Below are 22,435 nucleotides of genomic sequence, written 5' to 3'. Positions count from 1 at the left end.
GTGCTCATGCCACGTCCAACCGTCGCGTCACCGCCAAGCGATGCGCATCCAGGCCTTCGGCGCGGGCCAGCTCCACCGCACACGGGCCGATGGCACGCAGGCCTTGCTGGTCGACCTCCTGCACGGTGATCGCCACCTGGAAGCTGGCGACATTGAGGCCACCGACAAAGCGCGCAGCGCCACTGGTCGGAAGGACGTGGTTGGTTCCACTGCAGTAGTCGCCCAGCGCTTCCGGTGCCCAGTCGCCCAGGAATACCGAACCCGCGGCTTGCACCTGAGGCAACCAGGCGCGTGCATCGCGCAATGCCAGGATCAAGTGCTCCGGTGCGTAGTCATTGCTGATCGAAAATGCCTCGTCCAGCGCCTCCACCTGGATCATGCGTGCGCACTGCAGCGCACGACGGGCGATGTCTGCGCGGGGCAAGTCGACCAGCTGTAGCTCGATCCGGGCGGCGACGCGGCTGATCAAGTCGGCGTCGTCGCTGATCAGGATCACTTGCGAGTCCGGCCCATGCTCGGCCTGCGACAACAGGTCGGCGGCGACAAACACCGGATTGGCACCGGCATCGGCGATCACCAGCACCTCGGACGGGCCGGCCGGCATGTCGATCCCGACGCCGCCCTCCAACCGGGCCACCTGGCGCTTGGCTTCGGTCACGAAGGCATTGCCCGGGCCGAACAACTTGTCACACGCCGGCACGCTGTCGGTGCCCAACGCCATCGCCGCGATCGCCTGCGCGCCGCCGATCTTGAATACCTTGCGCACCCCGCAGCGTGCTGCAGCCACCAATACCGCCGGATCGACGCTGCCATCGGATCGCGGAGGCGTGCACAACACGACGTCCCGACAACCCGCGAGCCGCGCCGGAATGCCGAGCATCAATGCGGTCGATGGCAATGGCGCCGACCCCGCCGGCACATACAAGCCAACCCGTCGGATCGGTCGCAACATCCGTTCGCAGCGCACACCCGGCGCCGTCTCCACGGCGTATGGCGAGGTCATGCCGGCGGCGTGGAACTGTTCGATACGACCGGCGGCCTCGTCGATCGCCGCGCCCAAGGCGGACGATATGGCGGTTTCGGCGGCAGAGAACTCGGCCCCGGTCACGGCAAAATCATCCAGCACCACACCATCGAAGCGTGCCGTCAATGCACGTAGCGCGACATCGCCACGCGTGCGGACATCCTCGATCAGCGCTGAAACCACCTCGGCGATTTCAGCGCCGCTGACCTGCGCCGGCCGCCGCAATGCCTGGTGACGCTCGGCCGGACCCAGCTCGCCCCATCGCAACACGGTCGATTGCACGCGGCCACTGTCCACCGCGCTCATGCCAGCATGCCCTCCACCGGCAATACCATCAGTCCGCAGGCACCGGCCCGCTTGAGCTCCTCCAGCCGCTGCCAGGTCAACGCGCCGTGGCATAACGCCTGCAACGCGAGATGATCGGCGCCATCCACCTGCATCACCGTCGGCGACTCGGCATCGGGCAACAGCGGCAGCAACCCCGGCAGCAACTCCCGCGAGGTCTGGAACAGCAGCAGCTTGCTGTGGCGGATGCGTAGTGCGCCATCCAGCCGGCGCAGCAGCAGCTCGACCAACTCGCCGCGCGCTGCGTCCAACTCGTGGACAGGACCGGCCAGCACGGCCTCGCTTTCAAACAAGGTCACCACCGGCTTGAGCTGGTTCGCCGCAAGGGTTGCGCCGCTGGATACCAGATCGCAGATCGCATCCGCCTGACCCAGCCGCGGCGCGATCTCGACCGAGCCGGACAGCAATGCGACCTGCGCGTCCACGCCTTCGCGCGCCAGCCATTGTCCCAGCAGCGCCGGGTAGCTGGTGGCGATACGCTTGCCGGACAGCTGCGCCGGGGACTGCCATTCCCAGCTTTCCGGGACCGCCAGCGCCAGCCGGCAAGCACCGAAACCCAAAGCGCGCCATTCGCGAAATGCCGAGGCACGACCGGCGCAGATCCGCGCGCCATCCTGCTCGGCCAACACGTTGCGACCAACGATGCCGAGGTCGCACACGCCATCGGCAATCAGGCCGGGGATGTCGTCGTCGCGTACCAGCAGCAGGTCGACCGGCAAGCTCTCGCCGTAGCAAAACAGGCGGTCACGACTCTCGCGCCAGCTCATACCGCATGAGGCGAGCAGCGCTCGCGCGGGTTCGGCGAGGCGGCCGTTCTTCTGGATCGCGATACGCAAGCGATCGCGGGTGGCGGGATTGGGGGGAGTCATCAGGAGTCCAAAAAAGTGATTGCACGTACCCGGCCTGGGCCGCTCTGAGTCGCAGGCGCGGTCCACCGGCAGGCGCGGCCGTGTCAGGCGTGTCGTGTCAGGCGGTGCCGGCCTCGGTACGGCGAATGGCAGTGGCGTACCCGCCTGCGCCGTATTCGATCGTCCGCGCAACGCGGCCAATGGTGGTCACGCTGACCTGGGTGCGTTCGTGGATTTCGCGGTAGGGAATCCTTTGCAACAACAACGGCACCACCAGCCAGCGGTCAGTCATGGCTTCCAGCTCGGCAGGCGTACACAGATCCAACAGAAATGCCCGAACCTCGGCAGGACCGCGCAAGGCGGAAAACGCCGATGCCAGGGGATCCAACTCGTCGGGTGCATCCTCGGTTTCGGCAATGCGGCGCTTCATCTATTTTGTACCAATGTATTAACGTGCTAGTACATTAATGCGATGCACTCTATCCGTCAACCGAAATAGAGCGCTACGATGCGGGTGCGAAGGCGAAGCAGTGTTTCCGCGGGGGCAACGATGAAGTGGAACGGGATGGGGATCGGCTACGGATTGCTGCTCTGGTTGGTATTCGCCGGCCAGGGTGCTCACGCTTTTTCCGCCACGCCCGCCAATGCAGCCCTACCCACCCTCGAGCTGGACGCCCAGGTTTCCCGGCTGGATCTGGCGCCGTACATCGGCTACTACCACGACACTTCCGGTGAAGCAGATCTTGCCCAGGCTCGCAACCTGTTGCGGGACGGTCGTTTCGCACCACTGCCAGGCGGCAGTACGACGTTCGGCTTCCAGCCCGGCGCCTATTGGTTCCATGCCCGGATCAGCAACAACAATCCGCTCGAGCCGCGCTGGTTGCTGGTACAGAAATATCCCCTCAGCGACCACGTCGACGTGTATACGGTGCATGCCGACGGCCGTGTAGACCATCACGCCGGCGGGGACTGGCTGCCGTTCGATGCGCGCAGCATCCGCTACCGGATGCCCAATTCCTGGATCCACATGGCCGACGGCCAGCCGGTCGACCTGCTGGTGCGGGTGAGCAGCCAAAGCTCGATGCAGGTGCCATTGTGGTTGTATACCCCGGCCGCCTTTGCCGAAGCCTCACGCGACGGCCAGTTCGGGATCGGGCTCTATTACGGCATCCTGCTGGCGTTGTTCGTCTACAACCTGGTGCTGTGGCTGCGGCTGCTTGATGCGGGTTACTTCTGGTACCTGCTGCATATCACGGCGTTTGGGTTGGTCCTGTTTACCCTCAACGGACTGGGCTTCGAGTACCTGTGGCCCGACTCGCTCTGGCTGGCCGACAAGTCGGTACCGCTGTCCATCTGCCTGGCACAGATCGGCATGCAGCAATTCGCGCGGCACTTCCTGGAGCTGCGGCAACGTTGGCGGTTCGGCGACTACATCGGTTTGGCGATGATCGGGTTTTTCGTCCTGCTCGGGATTGCCTCGTTGTGGCTGCCCTACCGCATTGCCACCCCGCTGGCGTCGGCCTCGGTGTTCATCAGTATTGGCTGGATTGCCGTTGAGTCGATCGTGGTCATGCGTACTGGCTACAAGCCGGCGCGGTTGTTCCTGCTGGCATGGGCGTTGTTCCTGATAGGCACTGCCATGTTCGCGGCGGTGGCGTTTGACCTGTTGCCGAAGAACTTCATCACCGAATACGGCGTGCAGATCGGATCGGCCAGCGAAATGCTGCTGTTGTCGATCGCGCTGGGCTACCGGTACGCCGTGCTGCGCACCGAAAACGAGCGCATCGTGCGCGAGGCAGGCCAGGAGCTGGAACAGACGGTCAGGCGCCGTACCACCGAGTTGCGCAACGCCTTGAGTCAATTGGGCGATGCGCATGCACGCCTGCGCGAGACCAGCCAGCGCGACGGACTGACCGGGCTGCACACCCGCGCCTATTTCATCGAACGCTTCCAGCACTTGATGCTTCAGTCGCACCGCCAGCGCCAGCCGCTATCGCTGCTGCTGATGGACCTGGACCTGTTCAAGCACATCAACGATAACCATGGCCATCTGGTGGGCGACGAATGCCTGCGTTGGACCGCCCGCACGATCGGGCAGACCCTGCGGGCACACGGCGCACTGCTGGCCCGGTTCGGGGGCGAGGAATTTGTGGTCGGATTGCCCGGGCTGGGCCTGCAGGAAGCGATCATCATCGCCGAAGAGATTCGCCAGAACCTGCGTGACGCCCCATGTTTGAGTGAAGACCGGCGGATCCGCGTGACCGTCAGTATTGGCGTCCACCAGCTGGAGCTCGATGGCAGCACCAACATCTCCCCCGCCCTGAAGCGTGCGGATGAAGCGCTTTACCGGGCCAAGGGCGATGACCGCGATTGCGTGCGCTGGCGCTGAACAACTGTCGTCATCCCACACCAAACCGTCATCCCCAATACACCTTCATCCCCAATACACCTTCATCCCCAATACACCTTCATCCCCAATAAACCGTCATCCCCGCGAAGGCGGGGATCCATGGTTGTCGGGTTAAAACCCGACCTACACGCCCCAAACCCGTCCGCCCCGAACACCAGGCCGCTGGGTTGACCAAACCTTCCCTAGAGCGTGCGCGCCGCCGCCAGCACGTCACCATCGACGACCAGCTGTACTGCGGCTGCCACATCACCGTCCAGCGCCCGATCACGTTCCAGGAACGGAATGCGCGCGCGAATTGCCGCATGCGCTGCTGCCACCGCGTTGCCGGGGCGGAACGCTTCGGCATCGACCAACTGCACGCGCAGCGCCTCAACCTCGGCGATGAAGCTGGCCTGGTCACTGCCATCGTCGCGCGGCCCGCCCTGGACCTTGGTTGCCAGCGCGGCAGCGTCGCCGCGGCGCGCCAACTCGCAGGCGGCGTTGATCATGCCCAGGCGCAGGTCCAGCGCCTGCGCGGCGGTGTACAACTCCAGCCCGAGCACCTTGCCCAGGTCGTCCGCCATCGCCAGCACGTGACGGGCCTCGTTGGCGCCCATCGAGACATGGTCCTCGGCGTTGGCGCTGGTCGGGATCGAGTACACCGACGCCGGCATGGCGCGGCTGGTCAGGTCGTTGACGATCGCCGCGGCGGTGTACTGGACGATCATGAAGCCCGACTCGGTTGCGTCCTCGTTGCCGATCAGGAAGCCCGGCAGGCCGTCGTTGGTGGCCGGGTCGACCAGCTTGTTGAGGCGGCGCTCTGAAATGCTCGCCAACACCGGGATGGACGCCTTCACATAGCTCATCACCAGCGCCAGCGGCATGCCGTGGAAATGGCCGGCGGAAATCACCTGCTGCTCGACGTGCTCGGCCTTCGCATCCGGGAACACGATCGGGTTGTCGGTCAATGCATTGAGTTCGATCTCCAGCACCCGCGCGGCCTGGGCGACCGCATCGCGAACCGCGCCGTGCACCTGCGGGATGCAACGCAAGGAATAGCTGTCCTGCGGCTGGTGCTTTTTGCCGCCGCGGAACGGACGGAACCGGGTGTAGAACTTTTCCCGGCCGTGGCGCTGGTCCAGCGGCACCCAGTCCCAACCGATATCGAAACGCAGTGCCTGCGCGTCGGGCGTGTCCCAGGCGCGCGGCGACCACGGCTTGAACCGCGGCACGAGGTGATACGGAATATCGGCCAAGGTCGAGCCATCCAGCAGCCGGCGCAAATGGGCGGCGACCTCGACCTGTCCCGGATGCGGACGCAAGGCGTGGACTTCCTCGGCGAAGGCGCCAAGGCGGCCCGCAAATGCATCGATCGTCATCGCCGCGGCGAGGTCGGCGGTGTCCAGCAAGTCTTCCAGCTTCGACAGCGCGAGCACGCCGCACGCCAGCATCTGCGCGGTGCCGTTGTTGAGCGCCAGACCCTCCTTGTAGGACAGCGTGACCGGCTCAAGGCCAGCGCGCTCCAGTGCTTCCGCACCCCCGACACGCTCGCCCTGGTAGAACGCCTCACCGCCGCCCAGCAGCACGATGGCCAGATGGGACAACGGCGCCAGGTCGCCCGAAGCACCCACCGAGCCCAGTTGCGGTACCACCGGCACGATTCCGGCATTGAGCATCGACACCAGCGCCTGCAAGGTCTGCACCCGGATACCCGAGTGCCCGCGCATCAACGTGTTGATGCGGATGCACAGCATCGCGCGCACGACTTCCGGCGCGAATGGCTCACCCACACAGACGGCATGGGTGACGATCAGGTTGCGCTGCAGTTCCGCATGCAGCGTCTCGCCGGTCGGCTCCTCGCCGGGCAATGCTTCGCGCACCCGGTGTGCGCCCAACAGGCGGTCGGCGTTGCTGCCGAACCCGGTGGAAACGCCATAGATCGGCTCCTCCCGGCGCACCTGCTCGGCCAGGAAGTCGGCCGCGCGGGCCACCGCTGGCAACTGCTCCGCGGCCAGTTCGACCTGCGCACCATGGGCGACGGCAACCAGTCCGGCACGTGTCAGCGAACGACCATCCAGGCATACCGGCTTCATGGCTTCACCTCCGGTTGCGCCAGTTCGACCCGAAGCGTGCGGGCCAGATCCGTGCGCGCCACCTCGAACTGATCGGCGCGCCGCAGGTCCTTGATCGTCACGGTGTCCTTGGCGATCTCGTCCGCGCCCAACACCACCACGAAGCGGATGCCGGACCGATCCGCGTACTTGAACTGCTTTGCCAGCTTCGACGACTCCATCACCACCTCGGTATTGAGCCCCGCCTGTCGCAACTCATTGGCCACGGCCAGACAATGCGGCAACGAGTCCGCGTCCATCTGGGTCACCAGCACCTGTACCGTGCTGGCCGCACTGTCGACAAGGCCCGCATCGCGCAATTGCCAGAACAGCCGGGTCAGGCCGATCGAGATCCCCACACCCGGCAGTTTCGACTTGCTGTACTGGCTGGCGAGGTTGTCGTAACGCCCGCCCGAGCAGATCGAGCCGATCTGCGGATAATCATCCAGCGTGGTCTCGTACACGGTGCCGGTGTAGTAATCCAGCCCGCGCGCAATCGAGAAGTTCAGCGCGTAATCGGATTCCGGAACGCCCATCGCGCGGACCAGCCCGAGCACCTCGCGCAGCTCCTCACGACCTTCGCGCAGCGAGTCATTGCCCTCGCCCAATGCGTCCAGCTGCGCCAGCGCATCGGCATGGGAAGTCGAGCGCACCTTGACGAAATCCAGGATCGTATCGACCACCTCCGTAGACAGGCCAAAACCCTCGCCCGTCAGCGTCTCGCGCACATGATCCGGACCACGCTTGTCGAGCTTGTCGACCTCGCGCAGCACCCGCGCCTGCAACTCGCCATCGGCCACGCCCTGGGCCTCGAAAAAGCCGCGCATCAACTTGCGGTTGTTGAGCTGGATGGTGAACTTGCCGATTGCCAACGCCGAGAACACCGCGTGGATCACCGCCGGCATCTCCGCGTCGAAGCGCACGCTCAGCGTGTCCTTGCCGATCACGTCGATATCGCACTGGTAGAACTCGCGGAAGCGCCCGCGCTGGGCGCGCTCACCGCGGTAGACCCGCTGCATCTGGTAACGCCGGAACGGGAACGCCAGATCGTGCTCGTGTTCAGCGACATAACGTGCCAATGGCACGGTCAGGTCGAAGCGCAGCGCCATCTCGGGCAAGCTCCCGGCGTTCTTCTCCAACGCGCCGGTCGATTGCACGAAGTACACCTGCCGCTCGGTTTCGCCGCCCGACTTGGTCAGCAGCACCTCCGACAGCTCCATCACCGGCGTCTCCACCGGCAGGAAGCCAAAACGCTCGAAGTTGCGGCGGATCGTGTCCAGCATCCGCTGGAAGGCGATCTGGTCGGGGGGTAACAGCTCCATGACCCCGGGCGGCGTGCGCGGCTTGATCAAGCAAGACTCCTGGTGACGACGGTCGTGAAAAGGTTCGGCTCACAGTTTAGCGGCCCGGCTCTCTTTCCGCCTGCAGCGGTACTTGCCCCTTGCGTACTACCGGCCACAGTCCTACAATTTGCGGCTCTGCAGTCGGGGTGTAGCTCAGCCTGGTAGAGCGCTACGTTCGGGACGTAGAAGTCGCAGGTTCGAATCCTGTCTCCCCGACCAACTGTTTGATCCTAAGCGCCTGAAAAGATTCGTCTTTTCGGGCTCTTTTCTTTGGGGTCAGCACCTCGATCAGGTCGGATCTCGAACTCATCGACCTTCTTACTTTTCAATCACTTGGCGTTGCTGAATCTGGCTTCGTCCCAAGGATGCCGTTTCTATCGTCCCATCTTCGCCCCACGCCTTTGGCATCAACAGGTTGAGTCTCTGACATCTACGCTCAATGCGTAGATGTCTTATGGAACCAGACCCGCAGAGCGTCTACTGGCACCCAACATCATGGCTGCCATGACAGGAGAGCAAGACCTGCGTGCATCAGTCGGCGAAGATCGAAGGGTAACGGCGTTTTAGATCATCCACATCGATCACAATGGCTGTAGGCAGCGGACACGCGCCGAGATCGATCGCGCCATCAAGGTAATCGGCCAGAAACCTTCCCTTGACTGTGATCGTGGTGCCGTTCAAGGCCTCCTGCTTAACCATCAGCGCGTCCGGATTGGCGACGGTTAAGCAATAGCCTTCGTAGGCTTTGGGATCGAATGTGGGATCCTCAGCGTCCCATCGACGTCCAAATTCGGCTTTCAAAGCCTTGGACTGATACAAATTGTGGGCTTCTGGCACGAGCGTCAGAAAGCCCTCTACCGTGACAGTCTGCTCGTGATACCGCTGCGGGTAGGTATTCAGTTCACTGGGCGACACAGTCTCGGGACTAGTGGACGCCAAATGAGCGCAGCCGGCCATCACTAAAACGAAAGCCAAGACCGGAACGCGTATGTTCGTCATGGTCAGTCCTAGGGGTTGTGGAACAACTTCTGCTCGTTGTTTAAGTTGCGCTGAATTTGGTTCTCTTGACCACCACTCATCCCGCCCTGGGGGTAGGAGAACTGGAGTTGCCCGTTGTTGATTTCGTGCCAGCCCACTTGCCCTTGAGAAATCGTGGCGGTCGGCATGCCAGCCTTCAAAGATTGCGTATCGCCGTAGCCGCCGTTGAGTTTTGGCGCGTCCACCATGCCATTGGATCTGTTCGGTCCACCATCGATGTGGCCGTGGATGACACCCATGGCATTCTGCGGGATAGCTGCTGACGCGGTTGCGCCCGTCCCATTACTTGTGCTCTGGATGCCTTGTGCGGGGTGGGCCACCGGCTTGCCGTTTGCGTCAGGCACAAAGAAACCCAGACTTTCCTTCGAGCCGGATTTAACAGTGAACTGGGGCACGGCCGCGTTGCCGGCTGCGCGCAATTCTGGAGACGCCACTACTGTTCGCCCATTCGACTTGACGGGATTGTAGGTGTCGGCCGTGATGTTGCACTGATTGTTGGCGCATGACTTGGCCCGGCCATCTGGATCCGTGAACTTGTAAGGATTGTTGTCCACATAGTAGTAGCGGTTGAAATTTGCACCCGTGTTCGCGTTAGCTTTCACGGGATCCACCGACACGAACCGCGCCGATGCGTCAAACACGAGTGCGCAGAGCGCGATGAACAACAGCGTTGGAACGGTCTTGCGCATCATTGCCCCCTTCGCGCCTTCTCGCGCTGGATGGATTGTAGATAGTTGGCTTCCTGCTCTGGCGTCTTTTGCGACCACCCCAAGGCTTCGGCCTTGGCGAACCACGCCAGGTTCTCCCGGCTCAAGCGTTGGTAGTCAGCGATTTGTGCCGGCGGAATGTCGGCGACATTCGGATACTTGGACGCATAGCGCTGCTGCAGCTGAAGGTAGTAGGCATTGGCCTTCCACACCAAGGCCACCGGGTCCCGGGGGTTCGCCTCCAGCGCAAGTTCGGCCACAGCCATCAGCGCGTCTCCGTCCTTCTTGGCCCCGTAATGCTCCATCAGGGAGCTGGCTATGACGCCTGCTCCCTCGCGCGGCGTCAGTGGACGCAAGTAGAGCCCGTTCTCAATCGCTTGCTCGGAAATCCCCGTTTCGTGCTCGTAGCTGCTGTCGTATTTGAAGCCGCCCGCGGTGGCCTCAACGTTCAACCAGGCCTGCTGCGTGTCGTCGGCAAACTTCACCATGACGTGGTTGGGCGCCGTGGCCAAAGCTACGGGCAGGCCAAATCGCTGCCCCAAGATGACAATCAGGATGGGCATGGACACGCAGTTGCCCTTACGCGTTGCCAGATAAGTCGCCAGCTGCTTGTTCGTCGGGTTCTTGCCCAGCGGGTCGGACAGGTCGTAAGTGAAGGGCCGACCTTGGTTCCAGGCCCCTGGCTCATAGAGTGTCTTGAGCAACGCATCGAGAACTTGGCGCGCTGTGGGGTTGGTGGGCACGTTACCGCGAACGGCGCTTTCCCATTGATCCAGCTGTCGGCGCACGGCGGCCACGTCTGTGCTCGGGTCGATGAGGCGGTCTACCGTCAGCTTCGTGGCAGCATAGTCGACGCGGTTGTCTGGAAGTTGGAACAGAACGCGCAACGGCGCGAGGTCAGCCGCGCACGCGAACGGCGCTACCGACGCCAACAGCACGCCCAACACCCAGCCGGTCCAGCGGTGGAATCGTGTCCCCATGCGTTTTCTGCGTCCCCATTCTGCCTGCGCACCATAGCGCTGACCGGGACTTGCTGCCACAGCCCAGAGGAAGTGAGCAGCTCATTACGAGTGAATGGACCGTCACCCATCGTCCCATTCTCGTCCGACACCGGGACGATTCTCGGCTGAAGCCCCTGCCCTGCAAGGCTTTCCGATGCAAAGTGCAGTAATTCAGCACGTAGAAGTCGCAGGTTCGAATCCTGTCTCCCCGACCAATCAGATCAATGTCTTGGGCCACCCTCGCCGGGTGGCCTTTTTCGTGCGCGGCGAGTTGAGGGCGTGCGCAGTCCATGCAGCCGCCGCGCTTACCAGCTGCCGATGACCTGCTGCGTGGCCAGGCTGGACAGCGCCACGGCGACCCAGACCCCGAACCCCAGGCCTATCGGTCGCCAGCCGGTGGCCGCCATGCGGCGCAGGTTGGCCGACAGGCCGATGGCGGTCAGCGCGATGATGATCAGGAACTCGGCGCCGTCATGGATCGCCGGTTGCCACGCTTCCGGAATCCACCCCATCGTGCGCACGGCCGACGCCACCATGAACCACACGATGAACCAGGGAATCACCTTGCGCAGGTCGAAGTCGCCGCCGCCCTGCTTCTTGTGGCGCCATGCCTCGATCGCCGCCAATACCAGGCACAGTGGAATGATCAGGGTGGCCCGGGTCAATTTGACGATGGTTGCGTAGTCGCCCGCCACCTGGCCGTAGCTATAGCCGGCGGCAACCACCGACGAGGTGTCGTTGATCGCTGTCCCGGCCCACAGGCCAAACCCCTCTGGACTCATCTGCATCCAGTGTCCCAATGCGGGAAACACCAGCACGGCCACCAGGTTGAACAGGAAGATGGTGGAGATGGCGAACGCGGTTTCGTGCTCGTCGGCCTTGATGATCGGCGTCACTGCGGCGATCGCCGAACCACCGCAGATCGCGGTGCCGGCACCGATCAACATCTTCAGCTTTGATGGAATCCCCAGCAGCCGTCCCAGCAGCAACGCCGAAATGAAAGCCGCGATGACGCTGACAACGGTGACGGACAACGACTCCATCCCGGTCTGCGCCACCTGGGTAAGGCTCAAGCCAAGCCCGAGCGCAACAATCGACCATTGCAGGATCTTCTTGCCGGCAAACCTGATGCCGGGCTGGCAGGCGGCCGGCGGTGGCGCACCCAGGTTGCTCACCAGCACGCCCAGGATGATGCCGAATACCGGCCCGCCCACCAGCGGCAGCCATTGGCCCAGGCCAAACGCAATCACGGATATCACCACCGACAGCAACAAGCCCGGCCACAGACCGGTGGCCGGTGGCGGAGCCGCATTGGTGACGATGTTGTCGGAGCTGGCGGCTTGGGTGGTCATGGGTGTCCTGACAGTGGATCCGAATCAAACCGCGTCAGGATAACCAGTAGACCGATATAAGCCTATTTGAAACCACTTGCCGGCCATATCACCTGAACTTATTTCATCGTCGAGCCTTTCCCGGGGTGCTACGCAGCAACCTTGGGCACATCCTCGTGGCGAGTCTGGCCATCGCCGCGGACGACATAGCGCTCGATCGTCAGCGATTCCAGCCCCATCGGTCCGTAGGAATGCAGGCGGGTGGTGGAGATGCCGATCTCGGCACCCAGGCCCAACGCACCGCCATCGTTGAAGCGCGATGACGCATTGACCACCACCGCCGAGCTGCGGATCTCGCGGATGAAGCGATCGCACGCCGCAGCATCGGTGCTGACGATGACCTCGGTATGGTCGGACGTGTGGCGCTGGATGTGGGCAATCGCCTCGTCGATGGAGTCCACCACCCGCACACTCAGGATGGGCGACAGGTACTCGGCGTCGTAATCCTCCGGCGTCGCCGGCACGGCATCCGGGAACAGGGCCCGGGTCCGCTCGCAACCACGGATCTCTGCGCCACGGGCGGCCAACTCGGCCAACGCACCGGGCAGCCATTTTTCGGCGATATCGGCGTGGACCAGCATCGTCTCCAGTGCATTGCAGACGCCGGGGCGCGAGAGCTTGCCGTCGATCGCCAGCTTCACGGCCAGCTCCAGGTCCGCGGCACGATCCACATACAGGTGGCACACGCCCTTGTAGTGCTTGATCACCGGGACCCGGGCGTTCTCGGCCACGAAGCGGATCAGCTTCTCGCCGCCACGTGGAATCGCCAGGTCGATCAGGTCGCTGAGTTGCAGCAGTTCCAGCACGTGCTCGCGGGCCGTGTCCTCGACCAGCGCCACCGCTTCGGCCGGCAGGCCCTGCTGGCGCAGCGCGCGGTGCAGGCAGGCGGCAATTGCGATATTGCTGTCGCGCGCCTCCGAGCCACCACGCAACAGCACTGCGTTGCCGGCGCGCAGGCACAGCGCCGCAGCATCGGCGGTCACGTTGGGACGGGCTTCGTAAATCATTGCGATCAACCCCAGCGGGATGCGCACTTTTTCGACCAGCAGGCCGTTCGGGCGGGTCTCGCTGCGGGTCACCTGGCCAACCGGATCGGGCAGCTGGGCGATCTCGCGGATCGCGGTGACGATGCCGGCGATACGCCCGTCATCCAGGCGCAGGCGGTCCAGCATCGCACCGGTGGTCCCTGCTGCTTCGGCGCGTTGCATATCGGCGAGGTTGGCCTTGAGGATGTCATCGCTGCCGGCCGCAACCGCGTCGGCCATGGCGTCCATCAATGCCACCCGTTGGGCGGAATCGAGGCTGGCAATGACCTGGGAGGCGGCGCGTGCGCGCTCGGCTAGTTTGCGGACGTATCCATTAGTGACTGTTCCACTCATGACGTTACTCCTTGAATTATTCACTGGTTGGTACCGCCGCGGCGGCGCTCAACAGCACCAGGTCGTCGCGGCGGATGACCGAATGGCCGTTATCGAAACCGAGCATCGGCGCGATATCGCGGCTGTGGTGCCCCGCGATGCGCTCCAGGTCGCTGGATTGGTACTGGACCAGCCCGCGCGCGAGGCGACGATGGCCCGTCGCGGGCAGCACGTCGACCATGGCAGAGCGCGAGAAATCGCCTTCAACCGACAACACGCCACCGGGCAGCAACGACGCGCCGTGTTCTGACAGCGCCTTGGCGGCACCCGCATCCACGCGCACCACGCCGCCACTTGGCGGGGTGTGTCGCAGCCACATCTTGCGTGCGAGCAGTCGATCACCATGGGCCGGAATGAACGTGCCATGCAGGCGGTCCTCGCCGAGCGCCGAAATGGTCTGGGCATCGTGGCCACAGAACAATGCCGTCGCGATACCCGCGGAAGCGGTCTTGGTCGCCGCTTCCAGCTTGGTGTACATGCCACCGGTGCCGAGCAGGCCCGCACCACCCTGCGCCATGCGCATGATTTCGGGAGTGATCTCCTCGATCCGCGGCACCGGCCGTGCGCTGGCGTCCTCACCGGGATTGGCGGTGTAGAGCCCGCCGGTATCGGTGGCGATCAGCAGGATGTCGGCGTCGACCAGGGTCGCAATCGCGGCGGCCAGGTTGTCGTTGTCGCCCAGTTTCAGCTCGTCGATGGCAACGGTATCGTTCTCGTTGACGATCGGCAGCGCACCGATGCGCAACAGCTCGTGCAACGTGGCCTGTGCGTTGAGGTAGCGGCGCCGGTTGCGCAAGTCGTCATGGCTGAGCAGTACCTGGGCAACAGGCTGCTCGACCAGCCCTTGCCACAACGCCAGCATCGGGGTCTGCCCGATCGCGGCCAACGCCTGGCGTTGGGTCACGCCCATGCCGTGATTGGCCAGCAAGCCTCGGCCCGCAGCGACCGCACCGGACGAGACCAGAAGCACCTCGCGCCCCTGGTCACGAAAGCGGGCAATCAATCCGGCCAGCGCGGCGGCGTTGCGCTTGCCCAGCCCGCCCTTGCCATCGGTCAGTAGACTACTGCCGACCTTGATCACCGCGCGTCGCCAGGGCGGGAGTGGTTGTTCGGGGAATATGGAAGTCATCGGTTTGGGTGGCTCTCCATTGGAATGTTCGCGAGTGGGCGATGGACCCGGCAAGGCCCTGGCATCAACATTGCCAGGCAGCAAGGCATCGACGAATCAGGCGCTTCCCGCAATCATCCGACCCGTGTGGAACGGGTATTGCCTGCAGTGGGGGAGCAGTCCTGCGAAAGGCAACCCTGCGGCGCCATCGCCCCCGGCCAGCGGGCCGGGAAAGTGCGGATCCGAACATCGGAACGTCAGTAGTGACGCCGGAAAACCGGATCTGCCAAGCGACGGAGCCTAACACTTCAGCCCCGCCAACCCCAGCATGCGGTTCATCGTGTGGTGGGGCCGCGCTCACTACGGCAGTTGTTGCAAACGGTCGCGGAGCGTCTGCAGACGCAACTCTCCGGCCGCACCGGGTGACACGCGAGCGGCAAGGCTGGCTTCGGGATTGCCCGTGGCCCAACGCGCCGGATCGGCCGCCTGCTGGTAGGCATTGCGGAACGGCACGCCTTCGCGGGCCAGATCGATCGCCAGGTCGGTCGCGTACATCGATGGCTCCAATGCCGCGCGCATCGCGTCTGGTTTCCACTCCAGGTTACGCAGCAGGTCAGGCAGCAATTCCAGCGCCCCCAGGCCACGGCCAAACGCATGGAAGATGGCACCCTTGGTGAACTGCAGGTCACGGTGGTAACCCGACGGAAGCGACAGCAGCTGTTCGACCTCGGTTCGCCCAGCCGCAACGCTGGCGTAGCTGGCGCGCATCAACTCGATGACGTCCGGGTTGCGCTTGTTCGGCATGATCGAGCTGCCGGTGGTGTACTGCGCCGGCAGCGTGACGAAGCCGAACTCGGCGCTGGTGAACAGGCTCAGGTCCCAGGCCAGCCGGCGCAGGTCGAGCATCGCCGAACCGAGCGCCTCGATCGCCGCCATCTCGAACTTGCCACGCGACAGTTGGGCATAGGTGGCCGACAGTTGCATCCGGCCGAAACCGAGCGCCTGGGTGGTGTGCTCGCGTGCGAGCGGCAAGTTGACGCCATATCCGGCGGCACTGCCGAGCGGGTTGGCGTCGACCCAGACCAGGGTGTCGCGCGCGCGGATGGCGTCGTCGATAAAACCCTCCGCCCACGCCGACCACCACATGCCCGCCGAAGACACCACGGCGCGTTGCAGGTGGGTATAGCCCGGCAGCGGCAGGCTTGCCTCGACCTCGGCCCGGGCCAATGCGACCTCGGCGCTTTCGCGGCATAGCGCACTCAACCTGAGCAGCCGATCCTTGAGCCACAGACGGGTCGCGACCAGGACCTGGTCGTTGCGGCTACGGCCGGTGTGGATCTTGCGGCCGGCGTCGCCGAGTCTCTCGATCAAGCGCGCCTCGATCGCGGAATGGCCGTCCTCGTAGGTGGCGTCGAGCACGAACCCGCCTCCCTCGAAATCCTTCGCCAGTACATCAAGTTCGCGGATGATCCCGGCCAGTTCATCCGCGTCGAGGATCCCGATCTGCTGCAGCCCTTCGGCATGCGCGACGCTGGCCTGGATATCGAACCCGAAGAACTCGCGGTCGAGGATAACGTCGTCGCCGGCGCAGAACTGCTGGATGCGCGCGTCGACCTTGACGCCGGGTTTTTGCCAGAGGAGGTCGGTCATGATGTCTCTACCGTTGATGGGGGGCCTGTAGGGCGGGTTTCAACCCGCCATTTCATCGATAACGTTGGCGGGTTGAAACCCGCCCTACCCTGGGATTCCGGTCAGCTCGGGCAAGCCGAACGCCCGGTTGAGGTTCTGCAGCGCCTGCGTCGCAGCGCCCTTGAGCAGGTTGTCTTCGGTTGCGACCACCACCAGCCGTCGCCCATCGTCGGACAGGGTAAATCCGCCCACGTCCACATGATGCGCGCCGGCGATCGCGCTGACCCACGGCGCTTCGTCGAGCACGCGCACCAGCGGTTCATCGGCATAGCGCTGGCGGTAGCGCTCGATCACTTCGTCGCGATCGAACGCCTGCGCCAAATGCAGGTTGGCGGTGATCGTGATGCCGCGAAAATGCGGCGCCACGTGCGGCATGAATTCGATCGGATGACCGAGGCGATCCGCCACCTCGCGCTCATGCACGTGGCCGGTCAGCGCGTACGGAATCAGGTTGTCGCGCAGCTTTTCCGGGTCGTTCTTGTCCGACGGCGCGGTGCCGGCACCGGAATACCCGGACACGCCGAAGCATTGCACCGCCCCGTCCAGGACGTCCCGCATCGGCGCGATCGCCAGTTGCATCGCGGTGGCGTAGCAGCCGGGATTACTGATGCGTCGCTGGCCTTCGTAGCTGTCCCGCGTCAGCTCGGGCAAACCGTAGTACCAACGGTTGTCAAAGCGATAGTCCGCTGACAGATCGATGATCACCGGGCCAGCCGCCCCATCGCCGCCAGCCGCCTTGTCGAAAGCTTCGACGCATGACGCGGCCTTGCCATTGGGTAGCGCCAGCACCACGGCGTCAGCACCCAATGTCGGCAGTTGTCCGAAACTCGGCGCACTGAAGCGAAGATCGCCGGTGTAGGTATCGCTATGGTCGGCAACACGCTGACCATCAAGTCCGCGCGAGCACACAAAGGCCAGTTCGAACCGCGGGTGCACGGCGACCAGCCGGATCAGTTCGACGCCGACGTGGCCACGCGCACCGACGATGCCAATCTTGATGGATGGTTCAGTCATGAAAATGCCGTCCATGCAGGGGCCGGATGCTCATGCGGCCTCCAGGGGTTCAAGCAGGGTCGGCGCGCGATCGCGGCAGTGGGCGACGCAGCGGGCGACGTCGTCGAGATCATCAAGTCCGTACCAGAACACCTTCCACTGCTCCTGCTTGTAGTGGCCATCGGCCTCGGCGTAATAGAACGCATTGACCGGGTTGCCGTGGCGTGAGCGCCAGAACAGCCGCGGATTCTGCTCGCGCATCACCAGCCAGACGGCGCGACCGAGACCCTCGCCCTGCGCTTCGTCGAGCACCGCGAACTTGTCGAGGTAGGCGTGGCCATCGACGTCTGTGAGGATGATCGCGGCGCGGTAGTTCTCGCTGACGTAGGCGCGGTGCAGCGCGGTACGCTCGAAATAGTCCGGCGCCAGCCGGCGGCCGAACGCGGATTCGATCAGCGTGCGCAGGCGCGGCAGGTCCAGTGCGTCCCAGGCATCGACCTGCAACACCCGCTCGCCACGCCGGACCAGCGTGCCCGAGCCCTTGTGGGTGAACAATTCCTTCGCGAGCTCCGCCGGCTTGGTGATCGACACCGATGACGACAACGGGAGGCGGTCGAGCAACTGCTTGATCTGCTCGATCTTGACCCGCATGCCGCCGTTGACCCACGGCTGCGCGAGCAGGTGCTCGTACTCGGTCGACAGGTTGATCGAATCGATCACCCGGCCGCGCTCGTCGAGCAGGCCGCCGGTGCCGGTCAGGAACACGATCTTGTACGGCTGCAGTACCTGCACCAGTTCGTTGGCGGCGAAGTCGGCGTTGATGTTGACGATCTGGCCGCCGTCGGTCTCGCCGAGGCTGGCGATCACCGGGATCGAGCCGGCCTGCAGGCTGGCCTGGATCGGCGCCAGGTCGACCCGCTTGACTTCGCCCACCAACCCGTAGGTGTCGCGGTCGAGGTAGTCGGCTTCGAACACACCCGACACGATCGAGGTCGCGCGTGCGTCGCCGCGCTGCAATGCTTCAACCAGTTTGAGGTTCTGACTGTGGAAGACGCGACGCACCACCGCCAACGCCTCCGGCGAGGTGACGCGCAGGCCGTTGACGGTCTGCTTCTCGATGCCGGCGGCGGCCATCGCCTCGTCCAGCTGCGGGCCGGCGCCGTGGACGACGATCGGGGTCAGGCCAACGTCCTGCAGGAACGCCAGCGACGAGGTCAGCGCATCGAGGTCGTCGCGCAGCACCGCGCCGCCAACCTTGACCACCGCGAAGCGCGCCGCATCGAGCTGCGAGAAGCGCTTGAGGTACTGGCTGATCTCCTTCGCGCTGGCCATGCTGGAGAGCAGCCGCACGATGGTCTGGCGGGTCTGGATGTCGTGGGAGGTGGGGGGAATGGTCATGGGATGTTGGCGTCAAGAATGCGCGCGACGGATTCGACGTAGCGTTGCAGTTGCTCCAGCGCCACCCACTCGTCGGCCGTATGCGCCTGGGCGATATCGCCCGGCCCATAGACCATCGCGGTCAGGCCGGCGGCCGAAAACAGCGAGGCCTCGGTCCAGAAATCGACCGCGTTGCCGATCGGCAGGTCGAGCGCCTCGGCAAGGTCGCGCGCTTGCAGGCGCTGGTCCTCGGCCGTCGCAACACCCTCGATAGAAGCCGCGCCCGATGGCAGCGACGGGCCACGGAAGGTTTCCTCGTAACGCTCAACCGCCCCGGCCTCGACCAGGCTGCCGAAACGCGCATGCAGCCCGTCGATCGACATCGACGGCAGCGGCCGGAAGCCGAACCGGACCTCGGCGCTGGGCGCGATCATGTTGGCCTTGATCCCACCCTCGACCCTGCCGATGTTGAAGCGCAACCCGGTCAGGCCACCGAAGCGCTGATGCGACTCCGCCTCGACCAGGTCCAGCGCACGATTGCCCCAACGCATCGTCTGGTGCAACGCGCTGGCGTCCATCGCGTTGGCGCCGGAGGCATGGCCGGCACTGCCGCGGAACCGCATCAGCACCGAGCTGATACCGCGATGGGCCAACACCGCCTCGCAACCGGTGGGCTCGGCCACGACCGCCTCGGTAAAGCCATGTGCGCTGGCGAGGAAGGCCGGGATGCAGCGCGCGTCGTTGGCCTCCTCGTCGGTGCCGAACAGGAAGGCGGCGTCACCCCTGGTCACAGCGGCGGCAGCCAGCAGGCCGGCCGCCGCGCCCTTGATGTCGCAGGCACCCAGACCGATCGCGCGGTCGTCGGTGACACGCAAAACGTGCGGATCTGCGGTCCATGCCGGTGAGTCCGGCACCGTATCCAGGTGGACGTTGAACAGCCTGCGCGGGTTGCCGCGCACCGCCAGCATCGACACCGCGCCGTCGCCGTGATCGGTGACGTCGATGCGGAAATCGGGCAGTTGTGCGCGCAGGTAGTCGAAGATGCCATCGCTGCCGATCCGGCGCGGCGGATTACGGGTGTCGAATGACACCAGAGCTTCGAGGTGGCGGAGGATGTCGGGGAGCAGGCTCACTTCCGATTGACCTCCGCCCACAGCGTGCTGCTCATGCCGAACAGCTTGATGAAGCCCTCGGCCTCGGCGACGCCCCAGTCGGCAGCCTGCGCGTAGGTCGCGCCCTTGGCGTTGAGGATGTGCTTTGAGTCGATCGCGACCGCGTCGACGATGCCACCGTGGGTCTCCAGTACGACCGTGCCGTTGACGGTCGACTGGCTGGAAGCCAGGAACGCCTCCAGGTCGGTCTTCAGCGGGTCATGGAAGAAACCCTCGTAGACCAGTTCGACCCACTTGCGCGCGACCTCGGGCTTGAAGCGGTTCTGCTGCTTGCTCAGCACCGCCTCTTCCAGCGCACGGTGGGCGACCAGCAACGCGGTCAGGCCCGGCGCCTCGAAGATGATCCGGCCCTTCAGGCCGATGGTGGTGTCGCCGGTATACAGACCGCGGCCGACGCCGTATTGCGCGAACAAGGCGTTGAGCCTGGCGAGCATCACGTGCCCGGCGATCTTCTCACCGTCGAGCGTGACCGCCTCGCCGTTCTCGAAGCCGAGCGTCACCCGCAATGGCTGGTTCGGCCACTCGTCGCGCGGCTTGCACCAGCCGGTCGCGCCCTCGCCCGGGGCCTGCCATCGATCGATCTCGCCGCCGGACATGGTCAGACCGAGCAGGTTCTCGTTGATGGTGTAGGCCTGCTGCTTGGCGCGCACGCCAAAGCCGCGCTGCTCCAGATAGGCCTGCTCGTAGGCGCGGACCTGGGTGTGCTGTTTCTGGATCTCGCGGATCGGCGCGACGATCTCGTAATCGCCCAGCGACTTGACCGCCAAATCGAAGCGGACCTGGTCGTTGCCCATGCCGGTGCAGCCGTGCGCGATCACACGCGTGCCCAGCTCGGCGGCGCGCGCCAGCGTGGCCTCGACGATCAGGTAGCGATCCGAGACCAGCAGCGGGTACTGCCCCTGGTAGCCCTCGCCCGCCCATACAAACGGTTTGACAAATCCGTCCCAGATCGCCGGGCCACCATCAACCGTGACGTGGGACGCGACGCCCAGTTCGGCCGCACGTTGCTCGATGAAGGCGCGCTCGTCGTCGTCCACGCCGCCGGTATCGCCGAATACGGTGTGCACGGCGTAACCATGCTCTTGCAGGTACGGCACGCAGAAACTGGTGTCGAGTCCCCCGGAAAACGCGAGGACGATGTTCTTGTCGGTCATGGTTTGTCTCGTGGCGAGGCAGGACGGGTCAAGACCCGCCCTACGGTTGGTTGATGAGGGTGGTCATGATGGATTTTTGGACATGCAGGCGGTTCTCGGCTTCGTTGATGGCGATGCACCGCGGCGAGTCCATCACCGCGTCGGTCGCCTTGACGTTGCGGCGCAACGGCAGGCAGTGGCTGAAGACGGCGCCGTTGGTCAGCGCCATCTTCGCCTCGTCGACGATGAAGTGCTGGTACCGGTCGCGAATGGGTTTTTCCGGCGCCCAGTTACCGAAGTACGGCAGCGCGCCCCAGCTCTTGGCGTAGACCACGTCGGCACCGGCATAGGCGCTTTCGATGTCGTGGCTGACCGCCAGCGAGCCGCCGCTCTCGGCCACGTTGTGTCCGGCCCAGCCCATGTAACGCTCGTCCAGCACGTACTCCGGCGTCGGGCACAGCAGCGTCACGTCCATACCCATCCGGGTGGCGATGGTCAGCGCCGAGTTGGCGACCGCGGTGTTGAGCGGCTTGGGATGGTAGGTCCAGGTCAGCACGAACTTCTTGCCACGCAGAACCTGCCCCGGACTCGATCCGGGGTCGGTCGTGCCGAAATGCTCCTGCAGCGCCATCACGTGCGCCAGCTCCTGACACGGATGGGTGATGGTCTCCATGTTGATCACCGGCACCGGGGAGTACTTCGCGAAACTCCTGAGCACCCGATCCTGGCGGTCCAGCGACCAGTCGACGAATTTCGGAAACGCGCGCACGCCAATCAGGTCCACGTAGCGGCCCAGCACTTGCGCGACCTCGGCGATGTGCTCCTCGGTATCGCCATCCATCACCGTGCCCAGGTCGAACTCGATCGGCCAGGCGTCCTTGCCCGGCTGCAGCACCACCGCATGACCGCCGAGCTGGAATGCACCCAGCTCGAAGCTGGTCCGGGTGCGCATCGAGGGGTTGAAGAACACCAGTGCGATCGACTTGCCCTCCAAAGGCCGGCCGCGCAGCTGACCGCCGGGTTTGCCGGCCTTGAACCCGGCCGCCTGCACAAGCAGCGCATCGAGCTCGGGGCGTGACCAGTCCTGGGTGTTGAGGAAGTGCTTGATGGGCATGACTGAGGGATCCGTGGGAGAGAAAAACAAAAAGCCCAGCTCGGAGGCTGGGCTTTTTCGTGTTACGCCGGATGCGGCGTGCGTGCGAGCGGCTACCCAGCCAGGTCAGTGGGCAACAACGGTCGGCGCGCGCGCGAGGTCATCCCCGCCGCCATGTAGGCAGAAGTCAGGATGTCAGCAGGGGCGCGAAGCTGGTTCATTGATGGAGGGCATGCTGGCACGTGTCGGCCAGCG

Annotated in this window: 18 protein-coding genes and 1 tRNA gene; 2 read left to right on the top strand and 17 right to left on the bottom strand. The window is 64.5% G+C overall.

Annotation, left to right across the window (positions count from 1 at the left end; genetic code table 11):
* Positions 1 to 4: 4 nt before the first annotated feature.
* The 3 genes from hisD to ACW7G1_RS07155 form a co-directional block, all read right to left on the bottom strand.
* Positions 5 to 1,330 (bottom strand): histidinol dehydrogenase, encoded by a 1,326-nt coding sequence (gene hisD / locus ACW7G1_RS07165; protein WP_456979076.1) that lies wholly within the window; start codon positions 1,328 to 1,330, stop codon positions 5 to 7.
* On the bottom strand, positions 1,327 to 2,238 hold the full coding sequence (gene hisG, locus ACW7G1_RS07160) for an ATP phosphoribosyltransferase (RefSeq protein ID WP_456979075.1): 912 nt from the start codon (positions 2,236 to 2,238) through the stop codon (positions 1,327 to 1,329). The genes hisD and hisG overlap by 4 nt, the downstream gene beginning before the upstream one ends.
* A gap of 97 nt (positions 2,239 to 2,335) precedes the next feature.
* Entirely contained in the window at positions 2,336 to 2,647 is a 312-nt protein-coding gene (locus ACW7G1_RS07155) for a YerC/YecD family TrpR-related protein (RefSeq protein ID WP_456979074.1), read from the bottom strand.
* A 120-nt stretch (positions 2,648 to 2,767) separates the two neighbouring features.
* On the opposite strand from ACW7G1_RS07155, the gene ACW7G1_RS07150 reads away from it, so the two are divergent.
* Positions 2,768 to 4,606, top strand: a complete 1,839-nt coding sequence (locus ACW7G1_RS07150) for a sensor domain-containing diguanylate cyclase (RefSeq protein ID WP_456979073.1) — start codon at positions 2,768 to 2,770, stop codon at positions 4,604 to 4,606.
* Between the two features lie 203 nt (positions 4,607 to 4,809).
* Here ACW7G1_RS07150 and ACW7G1_RS07145 read toward each other — a convergent pair whose 3' ends face one another.
* Together ACW7G1_RS07145 and hisS are read right to left on the bottom strand one after the other, a co-directional pair.
* Positions 4,810 to 6,699, bottom strand: a complete 1,890-nt coding sequence (locus ACW7G1_RS07145) for an HAL/PAL/TAL family ammonia-lyase (protein ID WP_456979072.1) — start codon at positions 6,697 to 6,699, stop codon at positions 4,810 to 4,812.
* Positions 6,696 to 8,069: a histidine--tRNA ligase gene (gene hisS / locus ACW7G1_RS07140; protein ID WP_456979071.1), complete on the bottom strand. Its 1,374-nt coding sequence runs from the start codon at positions 8,067 to 8,069 to the stop codon at positions 6,696 to 6,698. The genes ACW7G1_RS07145 and hisS overlap by 4 nt, the downstream gene beginning before the upstream one ends.
* A 133-nt stretch (positions 8,070 to 8,202) precedes the next feature.
* Between hisS and ACW7G1_RS07135 the strand changes: the two genes are divergently transcribed.
* Positions 8,203 to 8,279, top strand: a tRNA-Pro gene (locus ACW7G1_RS07135).
* 312 nt (positions 8,280 to 8,591) lie between these two features.
* Here the strand turns inward: ACW7G1_RS07135 and ACW7G1_RS07130 are convergent.
* From ACW7G1_RS07130 to ACW7G1_RS07075, 12 genes are all read right to left on the bottom strand, one after another.
* Complete coding sequence (locus ACW7G1_RS07130; RefSeq protein WP_456979070.1) at positions 8,592 to 9,059, bottom strand: hypothetical protein; 468 nt, start codon at positions 9,057 to 9,059, stop codon at positions 8,592 to 8,594.
* A gap of 8 nt (positions 9,060 to 9,067) precedes the next feature.
* Positions 9,068 to 9,787, bottom strand: coding sequence for a hypothetical protein (locus ACW7G1_RS07125; RefSeq protein ID WP_456979069.1), 720 nt, complete (start codon positions 9,785 to 9,787; stop codon positions 9,068 to 9,070).
* Positions 9,787 to 10,785, bottom strand: coding sequence for a transglutaminase family protein (locus tag ACW7G1_RS07120; protein WP_456979068.1), 999 nt, complete (start codon positions 10,783 to 10,785; stop codon positions 9,787 to 9,789). Before ACW7G1_RS07120 ends, ACW7G1_RS07125 begins: the two co-directional genes overlap by 1 nt.
* Before the next feature lie 326 nt (positions 10,786 to 11,111).
* Positions 11,112 to 12,158: a YeiH family protein gene (locus ACW7G1_RS07115; RefSeq protein WP_456979067.1), complete on the bottom strand. Its 1,047-nt coding sequence runs from the start codon at positions 12,156 to 12,158 to the stop codon at positions 11,112 to 11,114.
* Positions 12,159 to 12,286: 128 nt separating this feature from the next.
* Positions 12,287 to 13,576, bottom strand: coding sequence for a glutamate-5-semialdehyde dehydrogenase (locus tag ACW7G1_RS07110; protein ID WP_456979066.1), 1,290 nt, complete (start codon positions 13,574 to 13,576; stop codon positions 12,287 to 12,289).
* 16 nt (positions 13,577 to 13,592) lie between these two features.
* Positions 13,593 to 14,744, bottom strand: a complete 1,152-nt coding sequence (gene proB / locus ACW7G1_RS07105; protein ID WP_456979065.1) for a glutamate 5-kinase — start codon at positions 14,742 to 14,744, stop codon at positions 13,593 to 13,595.
* 339 nt (positions 14,745 to 15,083) lie between these two features.
* Complete coding sequence (gene argH / locus ACW7G1_RS07100; RefSeq protein WP_456979064.1) at positions 15,084 to 16,373, bottom strand: argininosuccinate lyase; 1,290 nt, start codon at positions 16,371 to 16,373, stop codon at positions 15,084 to 15,086.
* Between the two features lie 84 nt (positions 16,374 to 16,457).
* A complete protein-coding gene (gene argC / locus ACW7G1_RS07095) occupies positions 16,458 to 17,426 on the bottom strand; it encodes an N-acetyl-gamma-glutamyl-phosphate reductase (protein ID WP_456979063.1) in 969 nt (322 codons plus the stop codon).
* Positions 17,427 to 17,456: 30 nt separating this feature from the next.
* On the bottom strand, positions 17,457 to 18,803 hold the full coding sequence (locus ACW7G1_RS07090) for an acetylglutamate kinase (protein WP_456979062.1): 1,347 nt from the start codon (positions 18,801 to 18,803) through the stop codon (positions 17,457 to 17,459).
* The gene (locus ACW7G1_RS07085) at positions 18,800 to 19,915 is read right to left on the bottom strand and encodes an acetylornithine deacetylase (RefSeq protein ID WP_456979061.1); all 1,116 of its coding nucleotides are present in this window, start codon (positions 19,913 to 19,915) and stop codon (positions 18,800 to 18,802) included. The genes ACW7G1_RS07090 and ACW7G1_RS07085 overlap by 4 nt, the downstream gene beginning before the upstream one ends.
* A complete protein-coding gene (locus ACW7G1_RS07080; protein ID WP_456979060.1) occupies positions 19,912 to 21,108 on the bottom strand; it encodes an argininosuccinate synthase in 1,197 nt (398 codons plus the stop codon). The genes ACW7G1_RS07085 and ACW7G1_RS07080 overlap by 4 nt, the downstream gene beginning before the upstream one ends.
* A 40-nt stretch (positions 21,109 to 21,148) precedes the next feature.
* The gene (locus ACW7G1_RS07075; protein ID WP_456979059.1) at positions 21,149 to 22,201 is read right to left on the bottom strand and encodes an N-acetylornithine carbamoyltransferase; all 1,053 of its coding nucleotides are present in this window, start codon (positions 22,199 to 22,201) and stop codon (positions 21,149 to 21,151) included.
* Between the last annotated feature and the right edge of the window lie 234 nt (positions 22,202 to 22,435).

The organism is Lysobacter sp. A378 (assembly GCF_054052125.1).
Note: the sequence above shows the minus strand (reverse complement) of the source record. Positions and strands in the feature narration are given on the sequence as shown.

Coding starts and splice junctions, on each gene's coding strand:
- hisD (WP_456979076.1), bottom strand. CDS start 1,330: ATGAGCGCGGTGGACAGTGGCCGCGTGCAATCGACCGTGTTGCGATGG.
- hisG (WP_456979075.1), bottom strand. CDS start 2,238: ATGACTCCCCCCAATCCCGCCACCCGCGATCGCTTGCGTATCGCGATC.
- ACW7G1_RS07155 (WP_456979074.1), bottom strand. CDS start 2,647: ATGAAGCGCCGCATTGCCGAAACCGAGGATGCACCCGACGAGTTGGAT.
- ACW7G1_RS07150 (WP_456979073.1), top strand. CDS start 2,768: ATGAAGTGGAACGGGATGGGGATCGGCTACGGATTGCTGCTCTGGTTG.
- ACW7G1_RS07145 (WP_456979072.1), bottom strand. CDS start 6,699: ATGAAGCCGGTATGCCTGGATGGTCGTTCGCTGACACGTGCCGGACTG.
- ACW7G1_RS07130 (WP_456979070.1), bottom strand. CDS start 9,059: ATGACGAACATACGCGTTCCGGTCTTGGCTTTCGTTTTAGTGATGGCC.
- ACW7G1_RS07125 (WP_456979069.1), bottom strand. CDS start 9,787: ATGCGCAAGACCGTTCCAACGCTGTTGTTCATCGCGCTCTGCGCACTC.
- ACW7G1_RS07120 (WP_456979068.1), bottom strand. CDS start 10,785: ATGGGGACACGATTCCACCGCTGGACCGGCTGGGTGTTGGGCGTGCTG.
- ACW7G1_RS07115 (WP_456979067.1), bottom strand. CDS start 12,158: ATGACCACCCAAGCCGCCAGCTCCGACAACATCGTCACCAATGCGGCT.
- ACW7G1_RS07110 (WP_456979066.1), bottom strand. CDS start 13,576: ATGAGTGGAACAGTCACTAATGGATACGTCCGCAAACTAGCCGAGCGC.
- proB (WP_456979065.1), bottom strand. CDS start 14,744: ATGACTTCCATATTCCCCGAACAACCACTCCCGCCCTGGCGACGCGCG.
- argH (WP_456979064.1), bottom strand. CDS start 16,373: ATGACCGACCTCCTCTGGCAAAAACCCGGCGTCAAGGTCGACGCGCGC.
- argC (WP_456979063.1), bottom strand. CDS start 17,426: ATGACTGAACCATCCATCAAGATTGGCATCGTCGGTGCGCGTGGCCAC.
- ACW7G1_RS07090 (WP_456979062.1), bottom strand. CDS start 18,803: ATGACCATTCCCCCCACCTCCCACGACATCCAGACCCGCCAGACCATC.
- ACW7G1_RS07080 (WP_456979060.1), bottom strand. CDS start 21,108: ATGACCGACAAGAACATCGTCCTCGCGTTTTCCGGGGGACTCGACACC.
- ACW7G1_RS07075 (WP_456979059.1), bottom strand. CDS start 22,201: ATGCCCATCAAGCACTTCCTCAACACCCAGGACTGGTCACGCCCCGAG.